The organism is Nostoc piscinale CENA21, from assembly GCF_001298445.1.
Classification (GTDB): domain Bacteria; phylum Cyanobacteriota; class Cyanobacteriia; order Cyanobacteriales; family Nostocaceae; genus Nostoc_B; species Nostoc_B piscinale_A.
On sequence record NZ_CP012036.1, the window covers coordinates 5,804,908 to 5,829,083 of the forward strand.

Sequence of the window (24,176 nt, forward strand, 5' to 3'; positions counted from 1 at the left end):
TAACAAGCATTTTAGTGAATAAAGCTTTACAAACCAAACTCTAGCTTCAATTGTGTAACCCAAGCTTTGATTCTTTCCTCTGTTAAATCGGATTGATTATCTTCATCAAGGGCAAGACCTACAAATTTACCATCACGAACAGCTTTAGACTCGCTGAATTCATAACCTTCTGTAGGCCAATAGCCAACTGTTTCAGCACCATTTTCTGAAATTTTTTCCTCTAGAATACCGAGTGCATCTTGAAATGTATCTGGATAACCAACCTGGTCTCCAGGACCAAAATAAGCAACTTTTTTGCCCGTGAAGTCAATGTTATCTAACTCATCATAAAAATCTTCCCAATCACTTTGCAATTCTCCAACATTCCAAGTAGGACAACCAACAATGATATAGTCGTAGTTATTAAAATCACTTGGTTCAGCTTGTGAAACATCATTTAACGTTACAACGCTATCACCACCAAACTCCTTCTGAATTATTTCTGATTCAGTTTGGGTATTGCCTGTTTGAGTACCAAAAAATAAACCAATATTAGACATTTGTACTCCTTTTACAGCAGTGTGCTTGATGGCTGGTTAAATTGAAAGTAGGTGGCTTGAATGCTGACTAAAAAATATGTACTAAAAATTATTTCCTAACCAACGATTTTTGCCATCGTTAGCAACCTCCTTCAAAGATTAAGATAAAAAATTGAGAGTTTGGATTCAGGACAAGTTGAACAAATGCCAATCGCCAAATTAGTGATGAGTGAGGAGCAGGGGCTAGTAAGTCAAAAGGTAAAAGTAAAAAGAAAAGAATTAAGAATTAAGAATTAAATTTCAAGACTCCATCAGTTCTCTTTTGCCTTTTGCGCTTCGGGTGACGCTCCTAACGTCGCTAACGCCACTTGCTTTATGCAGGTGCTCCCGTCCACCGCAGTGGCTCACCTTTTTAGTTTTGACTTCATCTTGGGGAGTAGGAGAAGCAGAGGGAGCAAAGAGAAAGTTTTAGTAATTTTTACTACCTGAATAGCTCTGAATACACTTGTTTCTTTCTCTCTCTCCCACTCTCCGTGTCTTTTCTCCTGCCTTATGGTTTGAGTACAACTTTGATACAGTTTTCCTTCTTGTCTTTGAAAATTTCGTAACCTCGGGGTGCTTCATCTAACGGTAGACGATGGGTGATCACGAATGATGGATCGATCCTGCCATTTTGAATGTGATCGAGTAATGTGTTTAAGTACTTATGAACGTGCGTTTGTCCCATTTTGAATACTAAGGCTTTGTTCATGGCAGCACCCATAGGTATTTTGTCTACAACGCCGACATAAACACCAGGAATTGACACGTGACCGCCTTTGCGACAGTCCATCATCACTTGCCGCAGCACATGGGGGCGGTCTGTTTCCAGACGCACTGCTTGCTTGACTTCGTCGTATACTCCTTCTAGACCCGTGCCGTGTGCTTCCAACCCCACAGCATCAATACAAGCATCTGGGCCGCGTCCACCTGTCATTTCTTTGAGGGCTTCACTAACATTTACTTCCTCATAGTTAAGGATTTCTGCCTTGCCTTGATCTTTAGCCATCTGTAGGCGTTCGGGAATTCGATCGATAGCGATGACTCGTTCAGCACCAAGTAGATAAGCACTTCTTATTGTGAATTGTGCGACTGGGCCACACCCCCAGACTGCGACAATATCACCGGGCTGAATATTACAGTTATCTGCCGCCATATATCCGGTGGGGAAGATATCTGTTAGAAACACTACTTGTTCGTCTGTTAGTCCATCAGGAATCTTAAACAAACCAGTATCGGCAAAGGGAACACGGGCATATTCAGCTTGACCACCAGCGTAGCCACCTAGCATATGAGAGTAGCCAAAAATACCAGAGGGTGAATAACCCATGAATTTTTCTGCTAACCAAGCGTTTGGGTTAGAATTATCGCACAATGACCAGAAGTCATGTTGACAGTACCAGCAGTTACCACAGGCGATAGGGAATGGTACAACCACGCGATCGCCTATATTTAAATTTTTGACGGCACTGCCTATTTCAACGACTTCCCCCATCATTTCATGACCCAGGATATCGCCCTTTTCCATTGTGGGGACGTAGCCGTTATAAAGGTGTAAATCAGAACCGCAAATTGCTGTTGTCGTGATTTTAATAACAGCATCACGCGGATTAATGATTTTTGGATCGGGTACTGTTTCCACCCGTACATCGTTGGCACCGTTCCAGCAAACTGCTTTCATAGCCATTAGTCCTTTGTCGGTAGTTAGTGGTCAGTTGTCAGTGGTTATTTTCCTTGTCTCCTCTGCTCCTCTCAGTCCCCAACTCAAGGCTGTAACCTAACTTTTATGCAGTGCTCTTTTCTTTGGTTGAACAGCTCGAAGCCATGCTTGGCTTCTGTTAGGGGTAAGTGATGCGTGAACACAGCAGATGGATCGACTTCGCCCTTCAATACGCGATCGCCTTTTTTCAATTTCTTGACTTCATTGCCAATATCAACGATTTCTCCCATAAACTCGTGACCAATAATGTCACCCGGTTCCATCGTCGGGATGTAGCCATTGTAGATATGCAAGTCAGAACCGCAGATGGTTGCTGATGTAACTTTGAGGATGGCATCGCGGGGGTTAATTATTTTTGGGTCTGGCACTGTTTCCACCCGCACATCGTTAGTGCCGTACCAACAAACATTTCATAGCAATATTTATTAACCTCGCGGTTGACCTTCTGTTGTGGCAATCTCGCCTGCTTCCATCAGCATTCTGAAGCCGCGTAAATCTTCTTTAATTTGCAGTTCTGGGTCTTCGCCAAATAATTTAGCGATGTCTATGACGGGCTTCGCCAACGCAGCCCCAATTTCACCCCCAGGCGGGGTAAATTCTCGGACTGTTTTTACCTCAGTACCACGATTCCCAGGTGCTGGCTTGAAGTGGACGCGACCAGAGGTTTCAATTGCTGCGCCTTCAACCGAAGTCCAGGCAATCAATTCGTTTTCTCGGTCTTCGGTAATGACTACATCCCACTCAACGCTTTCATTTAAGAATCCTTTGCTAATCCAGTGCGATCGCTTTTCGTCGTGTACCCTCACCTCTTTGAGATACTTGATGAACCGTGGCAAGTTATCAAAGTTACGCCAAAAGTGATAAAGTTCCTCTACTGGTTTGTTAATGGTTAAAGTCTTTTCAACTTTGACCCGTTGGTTCATGACCGTACTCATGACCATTGCCTCTTGTGCTTGCTATATGTCTTTTAATTATCAAAGTTGGGACAAATTGATTTGTTCTAACTCTTCTATTGCTTAGAGTTATAGTTAAAAAAAAAAATTACTTATATTCTTTCAATAGTCTTAGGTTTTCAATAAATTGATACGACAAAAGTAGTAATTGGCAGTTCTTAAGGGGGGACGAAATACCCTGAAATGGATATAGGGCAATCAGTGTAGCAACTTATGGTAAAACAAAAATAGCATTCATTCGCAATAAGCTCTGTTTAATGATAATAGTACCTGAATTCTATGAAACACACCTCAAGCGAGAATTGGGACGCACCGAATATTTATTACTAAAACTCCTGATTAATTTATTACAATCTATTAAAACTGTCAGCATAGAATCATTGGCTACTGCTTTACCTTTGCCAATACTCTTTGAAAGTAGAAGGAAGAGAATTCAGCGATTTTTATCTTTAAAATACATCAATATTGAAGAAATTTGGTTTCCAATTATTAGGAGCTAGCTAGAAATAAATTTGGCTCTCCCAGGCTTGGGTTGATAAATTAACACTAAAAAATGGCTAAAACGATTGATATAACAAGGTTTGTCTAAAATAGAATCAAAGATTTAATAAAAATTTACTTTGTTCCTCTTGAATCCCAGACAATGTAAGGATTTAACCTGATATCAAGTATTAATTTTTTATAGCTAGTCTAGCAGAGCCATAAATTTTTCCTTCACCGAAGTTGTTTATGTGGTTATAGCTCGAACTAATTAGGGACGTATTAATCTGTTAATGATTAGTGTAGTTTGGGGCAGACAATCAGGCAAGGATACGACCGTCTTGTAGCTGCATTGTCGTTTGGCAATCAGGTGGTTTTATTAAATCGTTCATGAGATTCCTCTTCTAGCAAAACGGCTTGGTGTCATGGTTGCGGTTTTAGTCTGGTAAATCTTTTTCATGATTGTGATTCCTGCACTTCAGTAAATTCAGGTTTGAGTTTAATAGACTTGTCCGAAATATTAACTTAGGAAAAGAAAAATGGTAAAACGTTGAATTGAGTGTATACCATTTTTCAAACTTAGTTATGGTTTTTTTATTATATCCAAAAGTATCCATTAAGAACAAAACAAATTTTAGGGATTAGTTACGAACAATTACAATCACTACTAAATTGTGCGAGCAAACGTCAACAGGAAATTAAAATTCAGCAAGAAAGCCGAAAAATAAGAATTAATGCGGCTGGTGGAGGTCGCAAAGAATTGTTATCAATCCAAGAACAAGTTTGTTTATGCTTATTTTATTTAAGACAGATGCCGACATTTCAAGTATTAGGAATGTTGTTTGGGGTTTCAAAAACGGAAGCCAATGATACATTTCACGACTGGATCATCCGTGATAGGTTAAGAAAAAGAACATTTTGTCAATCAGCTAAAATACTCAAAAAATTATTTATGATAATGATAATCGTAGTTAGGGGTGGGAAGGAGGCGAGCGTCGCTCGCCTCCTTCCCCTTCATTTTGATTATCATTATCAAGAAAGTATTTAACAGGGCTAATCTTCAAGAAAAACGTATTATTACGACAGAATAATTTTGTGAGAAGTGAGTAAGATTATTAGGTAGATTCAATTATTAAATAATGTGATGAAAAGTTTGGTCTACCGCCATGCCCAAGCGACAAAAACAGAACTCTGACCACGCACGCAAACATAATACTCCTACTATAGATAATGAAGTAATTTCTCAGCAATTAAAAGCTTTGTTAACTCCTGCTATTTTTGCTCAAGAGAAATACTACAAGCAATTAGGATTACGAGATAGAATTATTAATCTATCCATGATGGTAGCAGCCGTATTAACTTTATTATGGCGGCAAGTTCCAGGAGTACAGGAATTAACAAAACTTTTAGCAAGAGAAGATGTATTATGGTGCCAAGCAACTAAGGTGGCTCAACAATCTCTTTCTCAAAGATTTTTAGTATTTCCGGCAGAACTATTTGAACGAGTTTTTAAAGACTTATTACCCCAGTTACAAATCAATTGGCAGCAAAGACTTAAACGACCACTACCCGATAGTGTTAAATTTGCACTGAATAATTTTGAACGAATCTGGATAGTTGATGGCTCTACATTAGAAGCATTGTTCCGTAAACTCAAAAGCCTAGAAGATGCTAAAATAGGTCAGTTGGCGGGAAGAATTTGTACAGTTATTGATTTGGTCACTCGTTTACCAATAGAAGTTTGGTTTCACACTAATCCTGCTGCATCAGAGACTAATTTTGAAATACCATTACTAAATTTACTACAGCCGAAAACTTTATTACTACTTGATAGAGGCTTTTATCACTTTCAATTTTTCCAACAACTTATTGACCAAGAAGTTCATTTCATTACTCGTCTAAAAGCTAAAGCCTCTATTAAATATTTAAAAATTTTGAGTTATGATTATGGAGTTAAAGACCGATTAATTCAACTTGGCACTGTCAGGCGTGGTGCGCCTGTTCTTACTTTACGCTTAATTGAAATAAAAAATTGAGCAGACTACTTATTCTTATATTACTTCTGTCCTTGACCCACATATTTTACCTCCCTATGCTGTCGCTGATTTATACCGCCGTAGATGGAGAATTGAAGAGGCTTTTCACACTGTAAAAAGATTACTTGGTTTATCTTATTTATGGACTGGTTCTATTAATGGTATCAAGTTACAAATCTGGGCTACTTGGTTATTTTATGCCGTGTTAGTTGATTTGGGTGATGCTGTTGCCGACGAATTATCTCTGCCATTTGACCGCATTTCTTTGGAAATGATTTATCGTGGACTTTATCATTTTAGTGTTGCCCATGACAAAGGTAAGGCTGATGACCCGGTTAAATACTTTGCTGCCAAAGAAAACCAAGATTTAGGTATAGTCAAAGCTCTACGAAAACCAGTCACCAAGCTGAATCTAGCCCCTTTTTTCGCACCCCCTTGACAAAAGTGCAATTATCTTAACCTCTCACGGATGCGACTGGATAGCAATTCTGAGAGATATTTTACCCTCTAGTTTATTAGAACAAGTCTCAAATAATAAGAGCGATTTACTATTTGTTCAAGAAGTATTAACTAATTTTAGGCTATTGTTCGATAGCCTAGAACAGCCAATATATAGACATTCTGACCAAAAAGAACAACAAAAATATTTTTCTGGTAAGAAAAGACAACATACTTTGAAAAGCCAAATGATTGGGATGCCAGAAGGAAAAGATATTGTTGAGGTAGAAGTAGGTGTTCCTGGGCCAACAGCAGATATAAAATTGTTTCGTCAATCTCAGCAAAAATTTGATAAATCTCAACCTTTTTCAGGTAATAAAGGATTTCAAGGTGGCGAAAACATCACTACACCTCATAAAAGAAAACTGAAACGAGAACTGACTCAACAGCAAAAAGATGAAAACAAGTTTTAGTAATATCGATTTCTCCGGCACATCGCATTCCGTATTTGTTGAGATAAGCATAGATAGCATCTTGAGTTTCCTTTCCACCATCAAACTTAACCAGTTCATCCAAAAACCTATCATCTTTTACATGTTGTAAATAATCAATTACTTCAGCATAAGGACAAATCACATCTGCGACATCCAATAGTTCTAGACCCATAGACGAAGTAATATTGTTTGGCGCAGATTGAGAAAGTATGTCTGCTGCATTTTTCTCACCTAACCATTCGTTCATTTTTTCATTTATCCAGGATGACGCATTCATCGCAGTCATAATCACACCAAAACTTTGTGGATCAGACAAGCTCTTCTTTAATTTCTGGATATCTTCCAGAATAAAATCAATCAGATCCGCTCCTGATTTCGTCTGGATGTTCTGTTTTAACTCGTCTATCGATGTTTGACTACGCCCAATCAAATCGGGAACGATCGCCGGATCGTATTCGGTCAGCGTTTGAAAAACCAAAGACGATGCACCCTTATTGCTGTTACCGGAACTTTGTTCTTGCTTGTCATCTGGTAACAATTTTATGAAATCTCCCCGATCTAGTATGGTCATAAGTGCGTCCCTGATAAGCGGATCGGATTTTCCCAAAACGTCTACCACAATTGTTCTTCTCACAGGTGAAGCCAAATCATGGGTGACATCAACAAACAACCGTCCACCCGCTTTATACTTGGGTCGAGCAGCTGTTAACTGCCATAAAGATAATCCCAATGGTTTGATGGGATCAGTCATCATTTGTTGATGACCGACAGATACATAAACGTGATTTTGGCGATCGTTCGCTTCCGGGATCGGGTATAAAGTAGTGATGGGGCGACTCTGGACAATATGAAATGTGTCATCCACCAAACACCATTCGATGTCCTGGGGGTGTCCGAAATGTTCTTCAATCTTTCCACCGATGCGCTCAAGCTGCAAAATCTGCTCATCTGTCAGTGCTTGCCTATTCTGCCGTTCAGTCTCAATCTCCTGTTCTTTCGTATCGCCATCTTTCTCAGTCGCAATGAAGCCATCAAGACTTGTCGCTGTAAAGTACTAAGTTTTCATTTTTGTATGCAACTCCTAAATATGACTTCAAGCACCTAACGATGTCCATCACCCGCCGCAGATCGCCTTTGTATCATAACCGATCGACTCTCGGCATCGGTGTGCATGGGCGTTGTTATGCGGCGTTCACGTTGGCGTAGCCTCTCGTAGAGAAGTGTGCCGTACCCCTGCGGGGAAGCAAGCTACGCGGAGCGTCTCCGACAGGAGAAGGTATCGCTCACTAGCTGCTGCTACCGCGATAGTGACACAACCAGAGCTATTTGAAAATTTTTGAAAACAGGATAGTAGCCGAGGCGATTGTTATTTTTTACACGGACTTACGTTCAAATAAAGAAGAGAAAGCACTATAGCTAACGCTCAAATCCTTAAGAAGTAACTCTCACATAGGAGATAAAAATTATGGCTACTAAAACCAAAAAAGTTAGTTTAATTGATGATAACGCAATGGGTATTTACAAAATTGCTGACTACAACGAGCGTAAGTTTAAAGCAGTCTACTACGGGCTACAAGAAACCTGGGGTAAAACTATCCAAGCACAGTCACAGACTAACTGGAATAAAACACAATGGGATGCTTTTAAAACAAGATTTATTGCTACATTCGGCTCAGTCGAAAACCCCAAATACAGTGTACAACAAATGGTTGACTATTCCATTAAGCACTTCAACAAAGGCTTAGAAGAACTACTCGAAGTCAACAAACGTACTTGGCTACAACGCGAACGTTTATTAGCAAAATAATCACAAATAATCTGAGTTTTACAGAAAATCTCGCTCATACGGAGTGGGATTTATTTTTTGACTAATGCTGACGCAGCTAAAAGCGAAGCATTCATCAAGGAAAAAACTATGGCTGCTAATAAATCTACTAAAGCTCAAGCTGCTACAGTCGATGATTCAACAATGGAGCAATTCAAGATTGAATCATTCGACGTGCGTAAATACAACACAATTTTCTATTCAATCCGTGACCTTTACGGATGCGAATCACAACGGCAACTGGGGTCTGACAATTTCGATTGGAAAGCTTTTAAGCTTCAGTTTGAAATTTGTTTTGGTCGTCCTGAAGATTGTCGTTACACCACAGAACAATTATTGAATTTCGCCAAATACAAATTCAACATGAGTTTGGAAGACTTGTTAGCTTATAACCGTAAATCATGGGAACTCCGCAAAAGACGAGAACAACAATATGCAGACATGGAGCAAATTAACTCTGTAATTCAGCACATTCCAGAAATTACCAATTCTCACGTTGATTGCTCCCAAATGCTAGAGCAACAGCCATACTAAAATTTCAAAGAATCAGTTAGAAAGTACTGTTTTATGCAGCACTTCACTCTAGCTGATTCTTTTTTTTACTACATTTATTTTTGCCTGAACCTATCAAACATTCTCGTTTACAGCAATAAAGGTACTAGGCCGCTCACAAGGCGTAAAGTTATACCTACGTTTGACTTCTTCACCTGTATTATTTGTATTACCTTCAACAGATTTATTTAACGGTATAACCTCAGAGCGTATATAACCAGTTAACTTATCAAACTGAATAATCATGTGCTGGTGAAAAGCCCAAACATCCGCCATCCGATTGCCCATACCAGAAGATATTTCATCAGGTATAAAAATATTAGCGTGCCAGGATACTTTCATCCCCTCTTTCTGGAAGTAAGCATCTATTTCAGGACGAATGTAATCCGCAGTTCCTCCGCAAAATACTAGTTCTTCAATATCCTCATCCATCTTTGAGCGCAACCACCTGGCGATCGCACGCCAATATTCGTCTCTAGCAAGTAATAAAGCTTTGGACATCGACTCTCCATCAAGTTGAATCTCATCACCTTTGCGCTTGCGTGAGAGTTTTTGCATCACCTGGGGGTCACAACTGGCTCCAGCTTCTATCAGTACCTCAATAATATTGGAATTATCAGGGCTCAGTCCCGATGTTTTGGAAATCAAATTATTTACTAACCAAGACATACCAAAATTGCTGGTTATTCCTGCGCCAATCGAACCACTCCGAAAGGTGAAAATACTCGCGTTGCGATAACCAAGCATTACGTACATCGAAACAGGTACACGATCGCCAAGGGTTCGCCTACGGTGGAAAAATATTCCACTACCCTCAGAAGCTGCATCATAACGAAGCATTTTCACCCGCATCTTACCTGCTGGTGTATCAAACCCCCGAAACGTATCCTTCAACCGAATTTGTAACTGTTCCTTATCTTGCACTTCACCCGGCGGCAGCAGGACACTCAAGTAAGCGGCAACATCATTACCCAGGTTCAACTTCTCTTTAGCCAGCCAAAACGCACCGCAAATTTTGGGGACTGCCAATTCGTACTTTAGCTCCCTCAGTTGCGATATACCCCCAAACCGACGACGAGCAAGTTCTCCCAAGGCGAAATACTCATCGCCTATCCCTACCCAAGCATGAGATTCAGGACTACCTTCAGGTTGGATGCTTTCAACGGAGGCTTTAGCAACATCCGCTATTTCTGAATCTAAAAGTAAAACAACTGGCTTTCCTTCTGGATACTCCTGAACGATAGCCTTAGTTTTACTTGCACCCATATCAATCGTAATTACTATCTTTTTTACGTCTGTTTTCTCCTTAGTTTTGGGCATATCTTTATATTTTATTAATTTTTACTATAGTTCCTAATTTAACTGAAATAGGAATAATGCTGTATGGCAAAACATTTTCTTTACAGGGGTTAACAGGTTTTTCACATACAAAGTAAGTAGAGAAAAAACTATTACGATCATTTTCTTCTATAACACTAATACCAAACCGAAACTGTAGATTCTAAGTAAATCAATGTATTAAAAATTTCTTCAACACATGCTGGTTAAATTACGTCCTGTATCATGAACAAATTACCCCAATCACACCCTAATTCTGTATCAACTAAAAGTTGAATTACAAAATAATATTTGTCTTTGGCTTGTCAAATAAACAATGTAATTGTGATTATTGCACCCAGTATTACCTCAATCATCCCCACATTTACCTCACTAAAAGCACCACAATTGGGCAGTCTTGTACAATAACAAGGTATGTCCAATGGGGTTTATTACAAATTTGCTTTGCTGCAAAATTGTTGATTGCAACTTTTACAAATGAAATATCATGAAGGCAATTGCATCTCCGGAGTTAGAATGCGATCGCCTCTCCAGTTCGGTCAAATACTGTTAATGCACTCGATCACAAGCTTTGAACAAGTGTACGACGAAATGGTTTAATCGAAACTTTGAATAATGCAGGTGCTTGGGCAAAAACTTCTTCTCAATGTGCTTTGTACCTCTTCACAAAGCACTTCTTAGCAACAGTGCCTAACGCGATGCCTGCGGCGGGCGTAGCGATCGCAATCTAAAAAAATACTGCCCACAACAACAAACAGGACAAAGGAGGGAATTACATAAGTATCACAAACGTAGGCAAAGAATACGCTTTTCTCTAACACCTAACAGCCATTCCTGATAATCCCTTTACTCCAGACGAAATCCTGCATCAACTTCTATTTCTGCCTTAGCAATCGGGTCATCCTCATCATCATTAAAGAACCCATCATCTTCAGAATCTTGTTCCAAAATATTTGACCCTACTGATTCTGCCGTAACAGGTAGCGAGTCAGGACTTGGCTTAGTGGAATCAAAAAAAGAAACCGAAGGGGGAACCAAATTAGTTGAAACAGGAGTTACTCCCACAGCATTAGTTCCAATTGTTGGTTGTAAGCCAATCACACCCTGCGAGAAAATTCCACTATGAGGATTAACAAGAACTACCTGAGGCAAACCCTCCATCCCAAATGTCCGTTTCATCTTAATTATCTGGGCTTCAAGTTGCGCGATCGCATCATGCAGAGCCGACTGCAATTCCATACCAGATACTCCGGCAGCCGATAGCGCAAACGGTAGGTAATAAGCCCGGAGCGCCTCACATACTAACTCAGTTTGCCCTCGCTTCTTCGACTGGAGATAGCTAATTACTATCCCATCCTCTGTATCCTTACTCCGCATGATTCGCGCCAACTCAACAGAATCAGCAGGCTTACTCGCTCTTGCCATACTCTTACTTCTATATAATCTGCAAACCAAGCTTCTCAATAAGCTATTTGTCATTACTCTTACTTTAACCACACTGTAGGAGAACTTACCCCCGTATTTACTCCTAACTACCCCAATTCACACACTAATTACCCCAATCAATTGAAAATTAAGTCTCGTTTTTTAAATAAAAATATGTTGTTAACTGATAAATAAACTCTTACAATTCCCATGATTGAGGTATTCTGAGGGCAAATTGACCCAACTATTTCAGCATTACTTCAAATATCAATCGTCTTAGAACAAAACTCTACAACCCTCACTGCATATGAATTTACATCAGTCCCGTTCCACAATAAATCATTACTGTTGTCGCACAATCCAGAACTAAAACAAGGTATGTTCAATGGGGTTATTTTATTCTTAAAATATTCGCAATAAATTAGATTAATTGGCAATATATTCAATACAATCGTTTATCATGTAGTTCTAATAAATATTACTTCTGTTTTATATTTACTTTTTGATGACTAATGTATGGTAAATGACCCCGTAAAGCGAACTAAATCTATCAAGGTATACCTCTTTAAGGAAGAGAAAACTACCATTGAGGAAAAAGCGATCGCCACAGGGGTAACTGCATCTGAGTATTTACGTTCCTGTGGATTAAGGCGGGTACTAACGGCAAAACCGCCCGCTGATTTGGTAACTATCCGCGCTACTGCTGGAAACCTTAAAAGCGAACTGATGATGTTATCTCACTTAGCGAAAGAAACAAACAACCAGCAAATTTTGGATACTGTTAATAAGGCGATCGCACTTGTAGATCAGACCATCGCAGCTGCATTTAACCTAGACGTTCCCGATAAATCACCCTCAAGCCAAGATAAATAAGGCATTACAAGTTCTATAGCCCCCACTTTCAACTGTCTCAATTTGATTCCCGTCATCTACAAAAAACCTAATTTTCTCGACACGCTCAAGTATGTCTTGGGGAAAGATGATGCTGCGATTGTCGATACTAATATGATGGGAACAAAGCCAGATGAATTTAACCAGCAGTTTCTCACCATCAAGTACACCAACAAAGCGGTTAAACGGCAGTGCGCTCACCTCATCATCTCAATCGCACACCGCCCGAACTACCACGAGCATTTATCCAACAGTCAGTACAGTTATGTAGCAAGAGAATATCTCAAGGATATGGGATACTTGCCCAAAGAAGAATCATCTGTAGCAGCTACCAGTCAGTTTGTTGCGGTACGCCACCACGATCGCAACCACGAACACCTGCATATAATCGCCTCCCGGATTCGGTTAGATGGCAGCTTAGTTAATGATTCCTATGATTATTTCAACTCCCAAGTTTCAACTAGACGCATCGCGGCGGAACTAGGATTGGAAGTAACTCCAACAACAAATGAAGCTGTAGCCTCTAAGTTAGAGCAAGAGTACGGAATAATTACACTTACCAGCCCCAACCGATCAAAAAGCATTAGAGCAGTCAACAGTCAGCACAAAACCCCAACAAGTAAGGAAATTATTCGCCAAGCAATAGGAGAAGCCATTAAGGACAGTCCCACCGTCTCTACGTTTATTCAACGCCTGGAGGAAAATAACATTGGAGTATTGCCTAAGATGCAGGGGGAAGAACTACTAGGCTTTAGCTACACTCATAATAATGTAAAAATTGCTGGTTATCAAGTATACAAACCCTATAGCTGGAACAAACTGCGATCTGAATATGGAATCATGTATGACCCAGATAAAGATAAAGAAGTAATTCAACAAGCTAAAGCCAAAGCAATTGCTCGCATAAATAGCATAATTTTAAGTAACAATGATTACTTATATAGTGATAAACCTACTAATAGCAGTACAAGTGATAGCAATGGTGATACCGATAGTAACTCCAAAAAAACTTGAGAGGACAAAAGTACTAAATAGTAATTATCCAGATCAAATTTCGACAATACAACCAAAATTAGAAGATAAACCCACGTCGGAAGCAAATAAGGTTAAGAAAAAAGTACAGCCGCATCTGAAGGAACAGCACCCACAACAGGATATTTCAGAAGAGAACTGTCTATCCACTGCTCAACAAATCCTGGAAGAGCAATCTTCCCTTATTCCTGCTTCTGTTACCCTTCTCCCTTCTACTCTCAAACATTTGCCTTCTATAATCACCGACTATATGCTTGTTACCAATAACTTCCGTATCAAAGGACGGGAGTTGAGTGCCAGCTTAGATAGCACTACTCTGAGTGTTTACCGTCATGGGGATAATACTCCTGTGATGCAAACCTGCTACAGTCAGAGAACCTGGTACGAAGAGATACCAACTCGACTAACCACAAACGAAATTGAGCAAATTGAAAGTTTACGTTTCTTTACCCAACAAGCATTAATCAATCAACAGCGATCGCAAACAGGTATTGAGCAGTAGTAAACCTGCTACTAGAGAGAATTTAATCTACTGAGAATTCCTATTGTTGATATATGAAATACGAAGTGTTCAAATTTGAATACTTCGTAGAAAGCATTAATACATCTAGGTTGATGTTTTAAGCAATTCCACTACGTATTAGTGCCAAAATTTGTACATCCGAGTCATAATAGATTTCGAGGTTGTTTTCTGGTTCTAAGTCATGAGTTATGTTATGTTTTTATAAACCAGAGCGCAACAGCTTAATCTTGAAATACCCTCGTTTAAGTTTCTCACTTCCCCTGACTTCATAAAATTTATCTGGTTTTTGGATAATTTCAACCAGTCCCTGCGCTTCCATATTCTCAAACAACGACTGTCACGACGCAATATCTTGCTCAGGCGCAAAAATTCTAACATCGTTTATCTCGCCCATAAGCCTCTTTGTTCTAGCTATATAAAATTATAAAAGTAACTAGAACAAAAAGCGATAACCGATGCCTAAGAAAAAATGTGGAATTGGATTTGACTGTGCCAGTATGATGCAGCACCCAGGCATAGATCCTGGCGACTGCTTAAATTACAAAACTTGTGGGAGTGCGCTTGAACTAACCCCTGATGAAGAACTCGAACTTGTTCGTATCCGGGAAGAACAAATGCGCCAGTATCAAGAACAAATTCGCCTGACTCGTCGTTCTGCTGCCATTATGATGCTGATGAGGCGCGGTTGCCCACAGTCACCAGAATCGTTAGGTATTGTCTCCGCCGTCGAGGCGATCGCCACCACATTAGATAATATTCGTACTGGACTTACTAACTTCGACGGACAGTACATCGCACCACCTAGTTGCGAACTCCACATCTACAATGTTAAACGCCCCAGTGGTACGTACTCATACTATAAACTGACCGCCGAAAACGCAATATTTGCACCTTCAGAAAAAGAACAACAAGTACGGGTAATTCACCTCAGCCATCATAATGATGCGCGGTATATAGAAGCACAACTTGGTATCGAACGGCGAAACAAGTTAACCCAGGTGCGAACACTGCTTCAGAACGCAAGCGCATTGCTTGAGGAAGCAACACGTCTACTCGAACAAACTACAGATATGAACAGTCCAAATGCTACAGTTGAAGTTTTCAACATCGATGAAATTATATCCATCGACTAATAAAACCAGCAAAATGGGAAAATTTACTTCATTACTGCCACAAAATATAAATCCTGTATTTCAGGATTATGTGTAAAGCTGCTTTATCTACCAGTACAACGTGACGATTACAATCAAATCGCTCTGATGGGTATGCCAACAGGCTAAATCGACTAGGGAGAAGTGAAAAATGACCATAAGTTTTAGAGAATGGCTCAAACAATTTAAAAATCAAGATATACCTTTTGGTGATTTATGGAGTGATGCCACATCGGCTAAAAAAGGAAGATTTCAAGATAATATTTCAGACTCTTGGCAGGGTGAAACTATAGAAAGCTTGATAGAGTTTATGGTGAAAAACGAAGCGTCATATCAATCTTATGCTGTTCTTAATGAAGCTAATGAGGCGTATCATAATTACTTAGGTTTAGAACCTATAGAAACATCTAAATTGGAAGAATTAGAGAACCAATTTAAAGCTAAATATTACGCAGAACGTCTACAGCACTATACAAGATTATGTATTTTATATAAAAATCCTACTTGAACCTTGCTCAATATAAGATTACTGATAAATCAAGCTTTTAGGCAGTTTGATTTTTGTTCTAGTTACTTTAAATAAAAATAATAGCTAGAACAAAGGAGACACTCAAAATTGAATAACGACAGTAGAGTAAAAAATTTGGGAGGCATAAAATTATCAAGGTGCTGCCACACGAATTTAGCTTTTCGTCTCAAACTGCAAACATAACCACAATGGCAAACATGAAGAATGTTACTACTGATTTAGCATTAAGCAAGAAGTAATCAATAACTCAGTATCTTTTTTGGCATACTTAAGTTATGGCGTTAGGTTCAATAGGGCTTTATTAGGAATAAACTAAGTAAAGTTTCTATGAACAAGTACTTTTAAACACTAATAAATTGTTAGTATAAATTAGAAATTTGTTGAATAGATTACCGATAAAAAGAAAGTAAAATTTAATTTTACGGGTATTTTAGTGCCAAAAAGGAAAAATTTATATTTAATTTTATAAGTTTAATTGTTCATATATGACAATTCAAGCTAAACATTTTGACACTAGATTAAATCAATGGATTCATACAGATGGTAATACAAATAATCCAGATTCGCTGTTAAAAGAAGAACTTAATAATACTCTACTAGAACATTTCTTTCCTGGGATAAACTTTTCGTTTGGGCATATGGACGAAAAGTCTAATGTGGAACAATTAACTAATCATCCTGAAGGTCATAAATTATTATTATCATCAAAAACTCGGTTATTATATGGCCCCGAAGAATGCCTAGATACAATTAGGCAATTATGCCCTGATAACAAAGATAGAGGTGCTTACGGGTCTATCTTTCTTGGTTCATGTAGAAATGCTGTCAATAAAGAGTTAAACATCCTAATAGTTGATGATAATAATGGTGAAAATGGCGGCATTATCAGTAATGACCAAGCATATCGGCTAACAGGAGACTGTTACGGACAAATATCAAAAGAACTGTATCACGAATTAACCAAGCATCAAAAAGGTGATAAATATCGAGTAATTCAGCACCGCTTCGGTTGGACCGATCGAGACGGAGATGACAACAAATACCGCTTTGGTAAAGGTACACTGCGCCCTACTAACCTTGAGCAAATCCTCAATTATCAAAACTCGAATAACTCAACTAAAATTGACCTCATTCTTCCCTTATCCGCGTTCAAGGGAACTGATAAAGACAATCCTAATAGCCCAACAAAGCCTCAAATTCAACCTGGATTGTACCGACAAAATATCTGGCTAGGTGAAAAATCACAATCTGAACTCGGCAAGACAGCTATATCGCAGTTACTCGCTTCATTCCCTAACGGACTGAAAGACTTTACTGAACAGCTAGAACTTGAAGCCAAAAAGCTTAAAGAAGCACAGGATGATCCTCGGCAACTTGCACAACTTTACTGCGAAAAGTACGAGAAGCGGAAAGCTTTTCTTGAAGAACAAGCAACCACACTAGAAGAACAAGCAGCAGAAGATCCAACAATAGCAGAAGAATTAGAAACTTTGCGCGATCGCATTGCTACTGACTCGTTTATTTACAAACTCATCAAAGCTGACCTGCAAGGAGAGAGGCAACTTCTCGAAACTGAGAAAGTACAGCGCGAACTCGCCCGGTTCGTCCAAAACGAGTGGAAAGAAATCGCCATCGGCAAGACCTTAACGTTTGAGCGAGCAATGGTCATCCCCTCCAAAGACCTGCAAAATGGGGAAATTTCCATACCGCATTATCAAGACGGGGAAGAAGTTCTCAACTTCCGCTCCCCTTTCCTCAACTCAAATGGTCTGTGCGTCTCAACTAACAAAATTGTAGAAGATATCCTGGGGCCTGATAGCCAACCTCTCGCTGGTGCGATCGCTGTCTCGGATGAAACAAGCGATCGCATTTACAACCGCCTCAATGAGCAAATTAAATCTATCCTGTCAGAAGCTCAAGGAAAAAATATCCAGTTAGAAGGTATTGAAAACTACTTAAATCAAAGTATCAGTAAGCTCGAAACTAGAGATAAAATCGAGTTTACCAACAAATTTAATCAGTATATTTTAGAACTAAAATCAGCTGGTTATGAATTAGATATTCTTCCTCAAGAGTCCGAACAAGAGCGTCAAGCACGCGACTACGATGGTGATTGTATCGGCTTCGAGCGGGCAACCAAGTATCCCAACCTCACCATCGAAGCAAAAGAGCGCAACTTTCCTGAAAACGCTTACGCTCCAACTGTCAAACTTAAAAAACAATCTTTTTACCAAGAAGATGGCAGTCAGCCAGAATTTGAGGAAATCGCCATCCACATGAGCGATGGCATTAGTGTGGGTGTTATCAACAATCACCTTACCGCAATTGAAGGCGTTAGAGTCAGAAATTACGATTCTCAAAAATTTTGGTAGTGAAAAAGACTCAATTGAGTACGTACAGCAGGTAGCCAAACACTACGAAGATTTATTCAAAACAGAAGCCTGGGCAAAATCCAAGGGTATTGAAGGGAAGGAGATTCCGAGCAAGTATCGCAGTTACATGGAAGAGTTCATCAAAACTGTTCGACAAGAACCCACCAATACACTAGTGGCTATGAACATTAATACCCAAATGTACCGTGAAATGATTGCCGAGGCAGCATTTCAAAATCAAATTGCAGTTGACCTTTTTAAGAGTGCCAAAAAACCCGAAATTGAAATTATTCGCAATAATAGTCGGATTCTTCACCGTGAAGTCAACTATATTAAGGATAAGAAGAAAGATGTCTATATTGACAATATAATTCAACCGACGGGATATTCACCTGTTGAGTTAGTAATTGCTCAAACCAATCAGTATTTTGAAAAAGCTCGCCTCGAATCGCGTGAAATCGTTCAATTTCAAGCTTTATTTAAAGGGGTTGAATTTTCTCAAGAACAGCGATTAAGAGCTACCCTCATCAAAAAAGAATTCGATAAATCATTCAACCGAGCAAGTGAGCTATCTAAACAAAAAGAAACTGAAAAAGGGCCATCTGCAAATATTACCCTTGCTAATGGTAATCAAGTAAGTATAACTAATCTTCTACAGTATGATAATGAATTTATCTGGAAAGCTAACACAATTACGATAAAAGTATCAGAAATACCCGAAGATAAACGCAATAATAACCGCCCGCATAAATATTTAGTTTATGCTCAAATTAACGATGAAACCAAGAATGGTAAACCCCATTTTAGAAAATTAGGAACGCTGGCGAGGGAGCAAGAAAATAAACTCGAAGAGATAGGAATTATACTTGGACAAGAAGTAAAATCTAACAAAATATCATTCCAGCCTGAACTAAGCGAAGGTCAAATTAAACTTCTTTACCAAAAAGCTTACGAAGTAGCAGAGGAATTTTATAATTCGATTCCAGAAGACCAAAAGCTAGCAATGGCAGCTGCCACCTGGGCAGTATCAACTACTCGTGAGACTGGTAATGATAAAAGTAGCGATCGCCAAAATAAAGTTTCTAATTTCGCCTTTGCTGCCTTTCCTCAAGAGATTATTAGTCAGTTAGATACACTCAAGTTTACCGATTTTAGTATCACTGGGTTTGACCGAGATAATGAGTTTTTTAATAAAAATCAACCTCAGAGTATTCGATTTAATCTAGCTGAAGATGGAAAAAGCGTAATTGAAATCCAGAATCAAGAGGGTAATTACGAAACATTTGGAAATATTGAACAAAGTAACGCCCGGCTACCAATTGGCACTATTGCTATTGGCAGTATTGAAAAAGGTGAAGTATACACCACCTCTGTTACAACCAAAGTACCCGGATTACCAGAACTAACTTTTAAAGTAGGCGAAGTTAACAAGTTTGGAAATTCCCAAAGGTTTAATAATGAACCTGTAATGTTAACAATCGAAAAGGTTGACCTGATTCGGGAAGACTATACTATCTATCTTCAAAATAGTAATAAACCTGAAAAACTAGGCAATATTGATAAAGAATCAATCAAAGAAGGTATTGCCGAAGGCTGGCTAGCAGAAAAGCCTGGGAATGGGCAACATTTACAGCTTAAAATTCAAACTATCATCACTGGACAAAATGCCTATGCTATAGCAGAAACATCTCAGAACAATCTGTTACGAATTAATATTACGAATCCAAAATACAAGAAACAGGAGATTAACAACCAAGCATTTCAAGAAACTTTGGTTCGTGCATTTGATAAAAAGCACGTTTATATTGCTAAAATTGGCGACCAATCACTCGGTATTATTGGTCAGCATAATGAACGTCTCGAAGCTGATTTAAATAAAGGGAATATACAAAAACAGTGGCAAAGGAAAGAAACTAGCACTGTACAAAAATTAATTGATACGGGTATTATTCGCCCAAACCAACAACGAACTACTATCCCTGTACAGATTACCAGTAATGAAAGTACCTGTAAAATAATTATTAATTCAGAAACAGTACAATATCCTGACAAATGGGTTAAACGCAGTCAGCTTATAAGTAATGAAAAGCCTGTCAAAAACGAGCAGCAGGACAAACGCAACCAAATACTCGGTAAAATCAACGAACGCCCTACAATCATGTTCCAAGATAAAGAGCAAAAATTAGTAGGGCTTTTAGGATTAGCAGTTGATGAAAATCTAACCGAAAAAACCAAAAAGTATCTTGAAAAAGTAGGAGTATCATACGAACAGCTTCCTAGATCACAAGCTCGGTTAGAAGCCAAAAAAGGAATGACTGTATTCGTACTTGATGAAACTACTATCAGCAGCGAATTAAGACAAACCTTTATTAACCGTGCTGGTGGTCATATCAAAAGTGCAGATACACCCTCGCAACCCACTCCAATTATTCCCCAACAAACTGTATATTTTTATAATCCAAATCAACAATATAGTTCCCCCGATGGAGCGCAGGCAGAAACTCAAGAAGCTCTTGGGTTAGTAGTTCCCGCACAAGACGCGATCGCTGTAGCGACTTGGTTAGAATCAAAGTCTACTGAAAACGATTATTTTATTGAGAGTAACACAGCTACATTCATTTTTAATAAAAATGAGATTAGTGAGAAAATAACCGAAGAATTAAATACTTTGCTTGGAAAAGCTATTAATATTGGTGAAGTTGATGGTTTTGACCGCTACGAACAGCTTAGTGCAGAGTTAAATCAAAAAGTTGCAACTGAAGGTAGTCTCTTAAAATTAAACCAAATTCCAGAAAATAGTGATTACCAAAAAGCTCTAAAAGCACTTCCTAACCGTCCAAAAGAACTCTATCAAAAAGATTCTCCAGTACCAATTGTTCCTGCTAAAGCTTTACCAGAAAAGAATATAAGTAATATTCAATTGAATACTAACGCCACAGTTGCAGGAATTTCACAAGTCTATCAAAACGCGGTTGAGATACAAGTAATAACGGATATACAAGCAGAAGCTAAGAATCAACCAATATTACTACCCAACTCGCGTCAAGCCGATCCAACTAAAGCTATCGAAATATTGGGTAAGGTAAGCGAGGAAAAAGTAGACCAGCTGCGATCGCATCTTGAAACCCACCTCAAACCCATACTTGAAAATGATAAATCCAACTATGCACCACTGAGACAAGTCGCCTGGGTCGGTGCAAAATGGGATTTGAAGGATAAAGACTTTAAGCCAGGGGTGCAGGACGACTCTTTGATGGAACTTGTCAAACAAGTATATCCTGACGCTGAGATTGTGCTGGTAAGTTATTCCGAGAACCCCGGTGCTGGGATTAACTATCACCGCGATGACTCCTACGCCGCGACGGAAGCCCGCAGCATTAATATCGGAAATTCTGACTGGGGCTATCGTGCTGCTAAGGAACAAATGGCATGGACTAGGGAAGAGAATCAGGACGCACCATACCAAGAGTTTAAACTTGAGTCGGGTACAGTAACCCGCTTTAACTGCAAAAACGAACACGCTGCACTGAATACTGAGGCTGGCAAATGGTCTATCAACATCTGGTCAATTAAAAATGACCTGGGCAGAGAAAACAGCGTTCGCCAAAAATTTGAGAACTTCCTCACCTCAAACCAACCTCCGCGTGCGGTAGTCCAAAGCAACAACGACCTCACCATTAAAGCTAACGAGTGGACACCAGGGGGAGAAATTAAAGTAGAGCGCAGTTATACCAACCTCAGAGAAGTCACCCAAAACATACCCTCAAACTCTTCAAACCAACCAACTGTTGAAGAAATTATCGCCATCGGGAATTCTACTGCGGCACGCGCTGCTAATCCTCAAATTCCAGACAACCCGACTATATCTGGAAAACCAGTACCAATGGTTTATCCGCTGCATCTGCACGGACAAGCTGCCACAGTACCAGTTGATACAACTATCAATGCTATGCGCGGACACGGTAGGATACACACTACCAGAGGTGTAGACTACCAAAAAACTTATGGTATTAAAGAGGGAGATATTGCGATCGCCCAAGGTAAAAACGGCGAGCAAGTTGCTTTTCGGGTAGGTAAGCAATACAAAATTACCACCCAAATGATTCAAGACCCAAGTTACCAGCAAGCCTGGGCGAGATGGGAGAAGCATTCACCAAAAGAACTTACCCAAACTCAAGCGAGTAAGAGTCAGGTATATGGCTTATTCATGGAGCCACTAGGAGATTATGTCAATGGCAAAATTGTTCCGTTCCCAAGCATCCAAAAACAACCTGCAACACCAGTAAATATCAGCCCCGACTCCAAAGATGGGCTGGGAGTAGCACTCAGCCTTGCCACTGCACTCGCTAAAGAACAAGGCAAGCTGCAAAACAATTACCAAGTTTCAGTCAACAATGATCCAGAAGCCCCTGCTGGGCAGTATGGATTAGAAACCCATGTCCAAAAACCTAAAGGGGTAGCATACGCATCCGCCGAACACGCATTTAATCACCAAAGGCAGTTACATCCATCAGTTGATGAATACCAGCTAATGGTAGAAGTGCTTCAAGCTAAACTCGAACAACACCCCCGGCTAACTGAGGCGATCGCCAAACGCGGGGGAGCCGATTGGTTAGAGAATTGTACAAGCATTACTAATGCCCAGGATCAACAGTGGGAGGGTAAGGGTAAAGAATCCGCATTTATTCAAGCCCTTAGCGAAGCGTATATATATGTAGTTGCAAAAATACAACAAACTACAGTACAAACCCAGCACGACAAGTCCCAACAGACTGCTCTGCGGCCCACAAATCCACTCTCCCAACTCGAACCTATAAACGCCGCCGTCGCTGAACACATGAAAAAAGACATTGCGATGGCCCAATTAGCTACCCAGTTTATCGGTAAATCAGCTGCACCTCCCGGTACACCTTCAAGTACACGAAATTACGAGCAAGCATGGGGGGAACGCGCCAACACAGGAAATTACTCAAAAGAAGACATCATTATGGTGTCCGGATCTGGCCCGTGGCGTGGAGTAACAAGCGAGCAAATTGCCCAAACATTTGAAAATCACTATAAACCCTTACTTGATAAGGCAATAGCGGCGAAAAGCTATTTTCTAGTTGGAAATGCACAAGGAACTGACCAATTAGTTCAAAATTATCTTCAAGAAAAAGGGTACAAAATAGAACAAACTTCCCAAGGATATGCAGTATTTAATCCTGTAGAAAACACCAAAGTTAGTAGCGATATTATTTCTACCAATACACAAGTATCAGATAACTCATTAATTGCTAAAGACAAGAACATTTTTTCATCACAACAAAGCCAACAACCAAATATTGACCAAGCACTCGCATCACCTACTCAACCCAAAATACAGCAGTTTGGAGCGATGGATAGCATTATCGAGCGGATGAAAGCTAATACAGTGCAAAATCTCCAAGACTGGTATATAGCAGCTGAAAAACTCGGTAAATCAGACACATATCTCAATAGAATTCAGGAGGTAACTAATTTATACATTCAAGAAAATATTAGTCTTGAGAATGCTTTTAAGGCAATGGAACAAGACATTAAAGAATTAGAAAAAGTTAATGAGATGACCAGTCTTGCTCAACGTGTAGTTAAGACAATTGGACAAGAAGATATTAATGGCATTATGACAGTCCAAACAGAAAAATATCAGATTGCTACTCAGACTCAAAACCAGACTTATTTAGTTAAAGATAAAAAGGATAATATCTTGCTATATGTCAAACAAGGAAAAACTCAAGTAAGTAACATTAGTGATGAAACATTACAAGATTTTCAAGTTATGAGCGAGCGCATCAATAATGCACTCAAAGATATCAAAAAAGATTTAGTAGAAAGGTGA

16 protein-coding genes and 4 pseudogenes are annotated in these 24,176 nt (G+C 39.4%); 13 read left to right on the top strand and 7 right to left on the bottom strand.

What is annotated here, in order from left to right:
- Positions 1-26: 26 nt before the first annotated feature.
- The 4 genes and pseudogenes from fldA to ACX27_RS24860 all read right to left on the bottom strand — a co-directional run bounded on the left by fldA (position 27) and on the right by ACX27_RS24860 (position 3,212).
- Positions 27-539 carry a flavodoxin FldA gene (gene fldA / locus ACX27_RS24845; RefSeq protein WP_062296341.1) on the bottom strand — a complete coding sequence of 171 codons (513 nt, stop codon included), beginning with the start codon at positions 537-539 and terminating at the stop codon, positions 27-29.
- 529 nt (positions 540-1,068) lie between these two features.
- On the bottom strand, positions 1,069-2,238 hold the full coding sequence (locus tag ACX27_RS24850; RefSeq protein ID WP_062298554.1) for a zinc-dependent alcohol dehydrogenase: 1,170 nt from the start codon (positions 2,236-2,238) through the stop codon (positions 1,069-1,071).
- 206 nt (positions 2,239-2,444) lie between these two features.
- Positions 2,445-2,660, bottom strand: a pseudogene (locus tag ACX27_RS34355) (alcohol dehydrogenase catalytic domain-containing protein); the annotation flags it as partial.
- A gap of 42 nt (positions 2,661-2,702) precedes the next feature.
- The gene (locus tag ACX27_RS24860) at positions 2,703-3,212 is read right to left on the bottom strand and encodes an SRPBCC family protein (protein ID WP_235526364.1); all 510 of its coding nucleotides are present in this window, start codon (positions 3,210-3,212) and stop codon (positions 2,703-2,705) included.
- Positions 3,213-3,493: 281 nt separating this feature from the next.
- On the opposite strand from ACX27_RS24860, the pseudogene ACX27_RS34360 reads away from it, so the two are divergent.
- The 4 genes and pseudogenes from ACX27_RS34360 to ACX27_RS24885 form a co-directional block, all read left to right on the top strand.
- A pseudogene (locus ACX27_RS34360) lies at positions 3,494-3,727 on the top strand (IS4 family transposase); the annotation flags it as partial.
- 743 nt (positions 3,728-4,470) lie between these two features.
- Positions 4,471-4,758, top strand: coding sequence for a helix-turn-helix domain-containing protein (locus ACX27_RS34365; RefSeq protein WP_256364360.1), 288 nt, complete (start codon positions 4,471-4,473; stop codon positions 4,756-4,758).
- 118 nt (positions 4,759-4,876) lie between these two features.
- Positions 4,877-6,170: pseudogene (locus ACX27_RS24875) on the top strand (IS4 family transposase); the annotation flags it as partial.
- A gap of 160 nt (positions 6,171-6,330) precedes the next feature.
- A complete protein-coding gene (locus tag ACX27_RS24885; RefSeq protein ID WP_062296360.1) occupies positions 6,331-6,657 on the top strand; it encodes a transposase family protein in 327 nt (108 codons plus the stop codon).
- On the opposite strand, the gene ACX27_RS24890 is transcribed toward ACX27_RS24885, so the two are convergent.
- Entirely contained in the window at positions 6,590-7,702 is a 1,113-nt protein-coding gene (locus ACX27_RS24890) for a PEP/pyruvate-binding domain-containing protein (RefSeq protein WP_200930001.1), read from the bottom strand. The genes ACX27_RS24885 and ACX27_RS24890 overlap by 68 nt on opposite strands.
- 441 nt (positions 7,703-8,143) lie before the next feature.
- Between ACX27_RS24890 and ACX27_RS24895 the strand changes: the two genes are divergently transcribed.
- Together ACX27_RS24895 and ACX27_RS24900 are read left to right on the top strand one after the other, a co-directional pair.
- Positions 8,144-8,485, top strand: coding sequence for a hypothetical protein (locus ACX27_RS24895; protein ID WP_011316729.1), 342 nt, complete (start codon positions 8,144-8,146; stop codon positions 8,483-8,485).
- A 57-nt stretch (positions 8,486-8,542) separates the two neighbouring features.
- Positions 8,543-9,037, top strand: coding sequence for a hypothetical protein (locus tag ACX27_RS24900; protein WP_235526366.1), 495 nt, complete (start codon positions 8,543-8,545; stop codon positions 9,035-9,037).
- Between the two features lie 93 nt (positions 9,038-9,130).
- Here ACX27_RS24900 and ACX27_RS24905 read toward each other — a convergent pair whose 3' ends face one another.
- On the bottom strand, positions 9,131-10,375 hold the full coding sequence (locus ACX27_RS24905) for a ParM/StbA family protein (protein WP_062296362.1): 1,245 nt from the start codon (positions 10,373-10,375) through the stop codon (positions 9,131-9,133).
- Between the two features lie 626 nt (positions 10,376-11,001).
- On the opposite strand from ACX27_RS24905, the gene ACX27_RS35005 reads away from it, so the two are divergent.
- A complete protein-coding gene (locus tag ACX27_RS35005; RefSeq protein ID WP_256364361.1) occupies positions 11,002-11,124 on the top strand; it encodes a hypothetical protein in 123 nt (40 codons plus the stop codon).
- Positions 11,125-11,239: 115 nt separating this feature from the next.
- Here the strand turns inward: ACX27_RS35005 and ACX27_RS24910 are convergent, their stop codons facing one another.
- Positions 11,240-11,818 (bottom strand): hypothetical protein, encoded by a 579-nt coding sequence (locus ACX27_RS24910; RefSeq protein WP_062296364.1) that lies wholly within the window; start codon positions 11,816-11,818, stop codon positions 11,240-11,242.
- Positions 11,819-12,334: 516 nt separating this feature from the next.
- Here ACX27_RS24910 and ACX27_RS24915 point away from each other — a divergent pair.
- The 6 genes and pseudogenes from ACX27_RS24915 (at position 12,335) to ACX27_RS24935 (ending at position 24,176) form a co-directional block, all read left to right on the top strand.
- Complete coding sequence (locus tag ACX27_RS24915; protein ID WP_062296366.1) at positions 12,335-12,691, top strand: plasmid mobilization protein; 357 nt, start codon at positions 12,335-12,337, stop codon at positions 12,689-12,691.
- Positions 12,692-12,733: 42 nt separating this feature from the next.
- A complete protein-coding gene (locus ACX27_RS34370; RefSeq protein WP_235526367.1) occupies positions 12,734-13,723 on the top strand; it encodes a relaxase/mobilization nuclease domain-containing protein in 990 nt (329 codons plus the stop codon).
- Entirely contained in the window at positions 13,689-14,243 is a 555-nt protein-coding gene (locus ACX27_RS34375; protein ID WP_235526368.1) for a hypothetical protein, read from the top strand. Before ACX27_RS34370 ends, ACX27_RS34375 begins: the two co-directional genes overlap by 35 nt.
- A gap of 476 nt (positions 14,244-14,719) precedes the next feature.
- Positions 14,720-15,397, top strand: coding sequence for a hypothetical protein (locus ACX27_RS24925; protein WP_083468833.1), 678 nt, complete (start codon positions 14,720-14,722; stop codon positions 15,395-15,397).
- A 169-nt stretch (positions 15,398-15,566) separates the two neighbouring features.
- Positions 15,567-15,923 carry a hypothetical protein gene (locus tag ACX27_RS24930; protein ID WP_062296368.1) on the top strand — a complete coding sequence of 119 codons (357 nt, stop codon included), beginning with the start codon at positions 15,567-15,569 and terminating at the stop codon, positions 15,921-15,923.
- Positions 15,924-16,429: 506 nt separating this feature from the next.
- Positions 16,430-24,176 (top strand): annotated as a pseudogene (locus ACX27_RS24935) (hypothetical protein).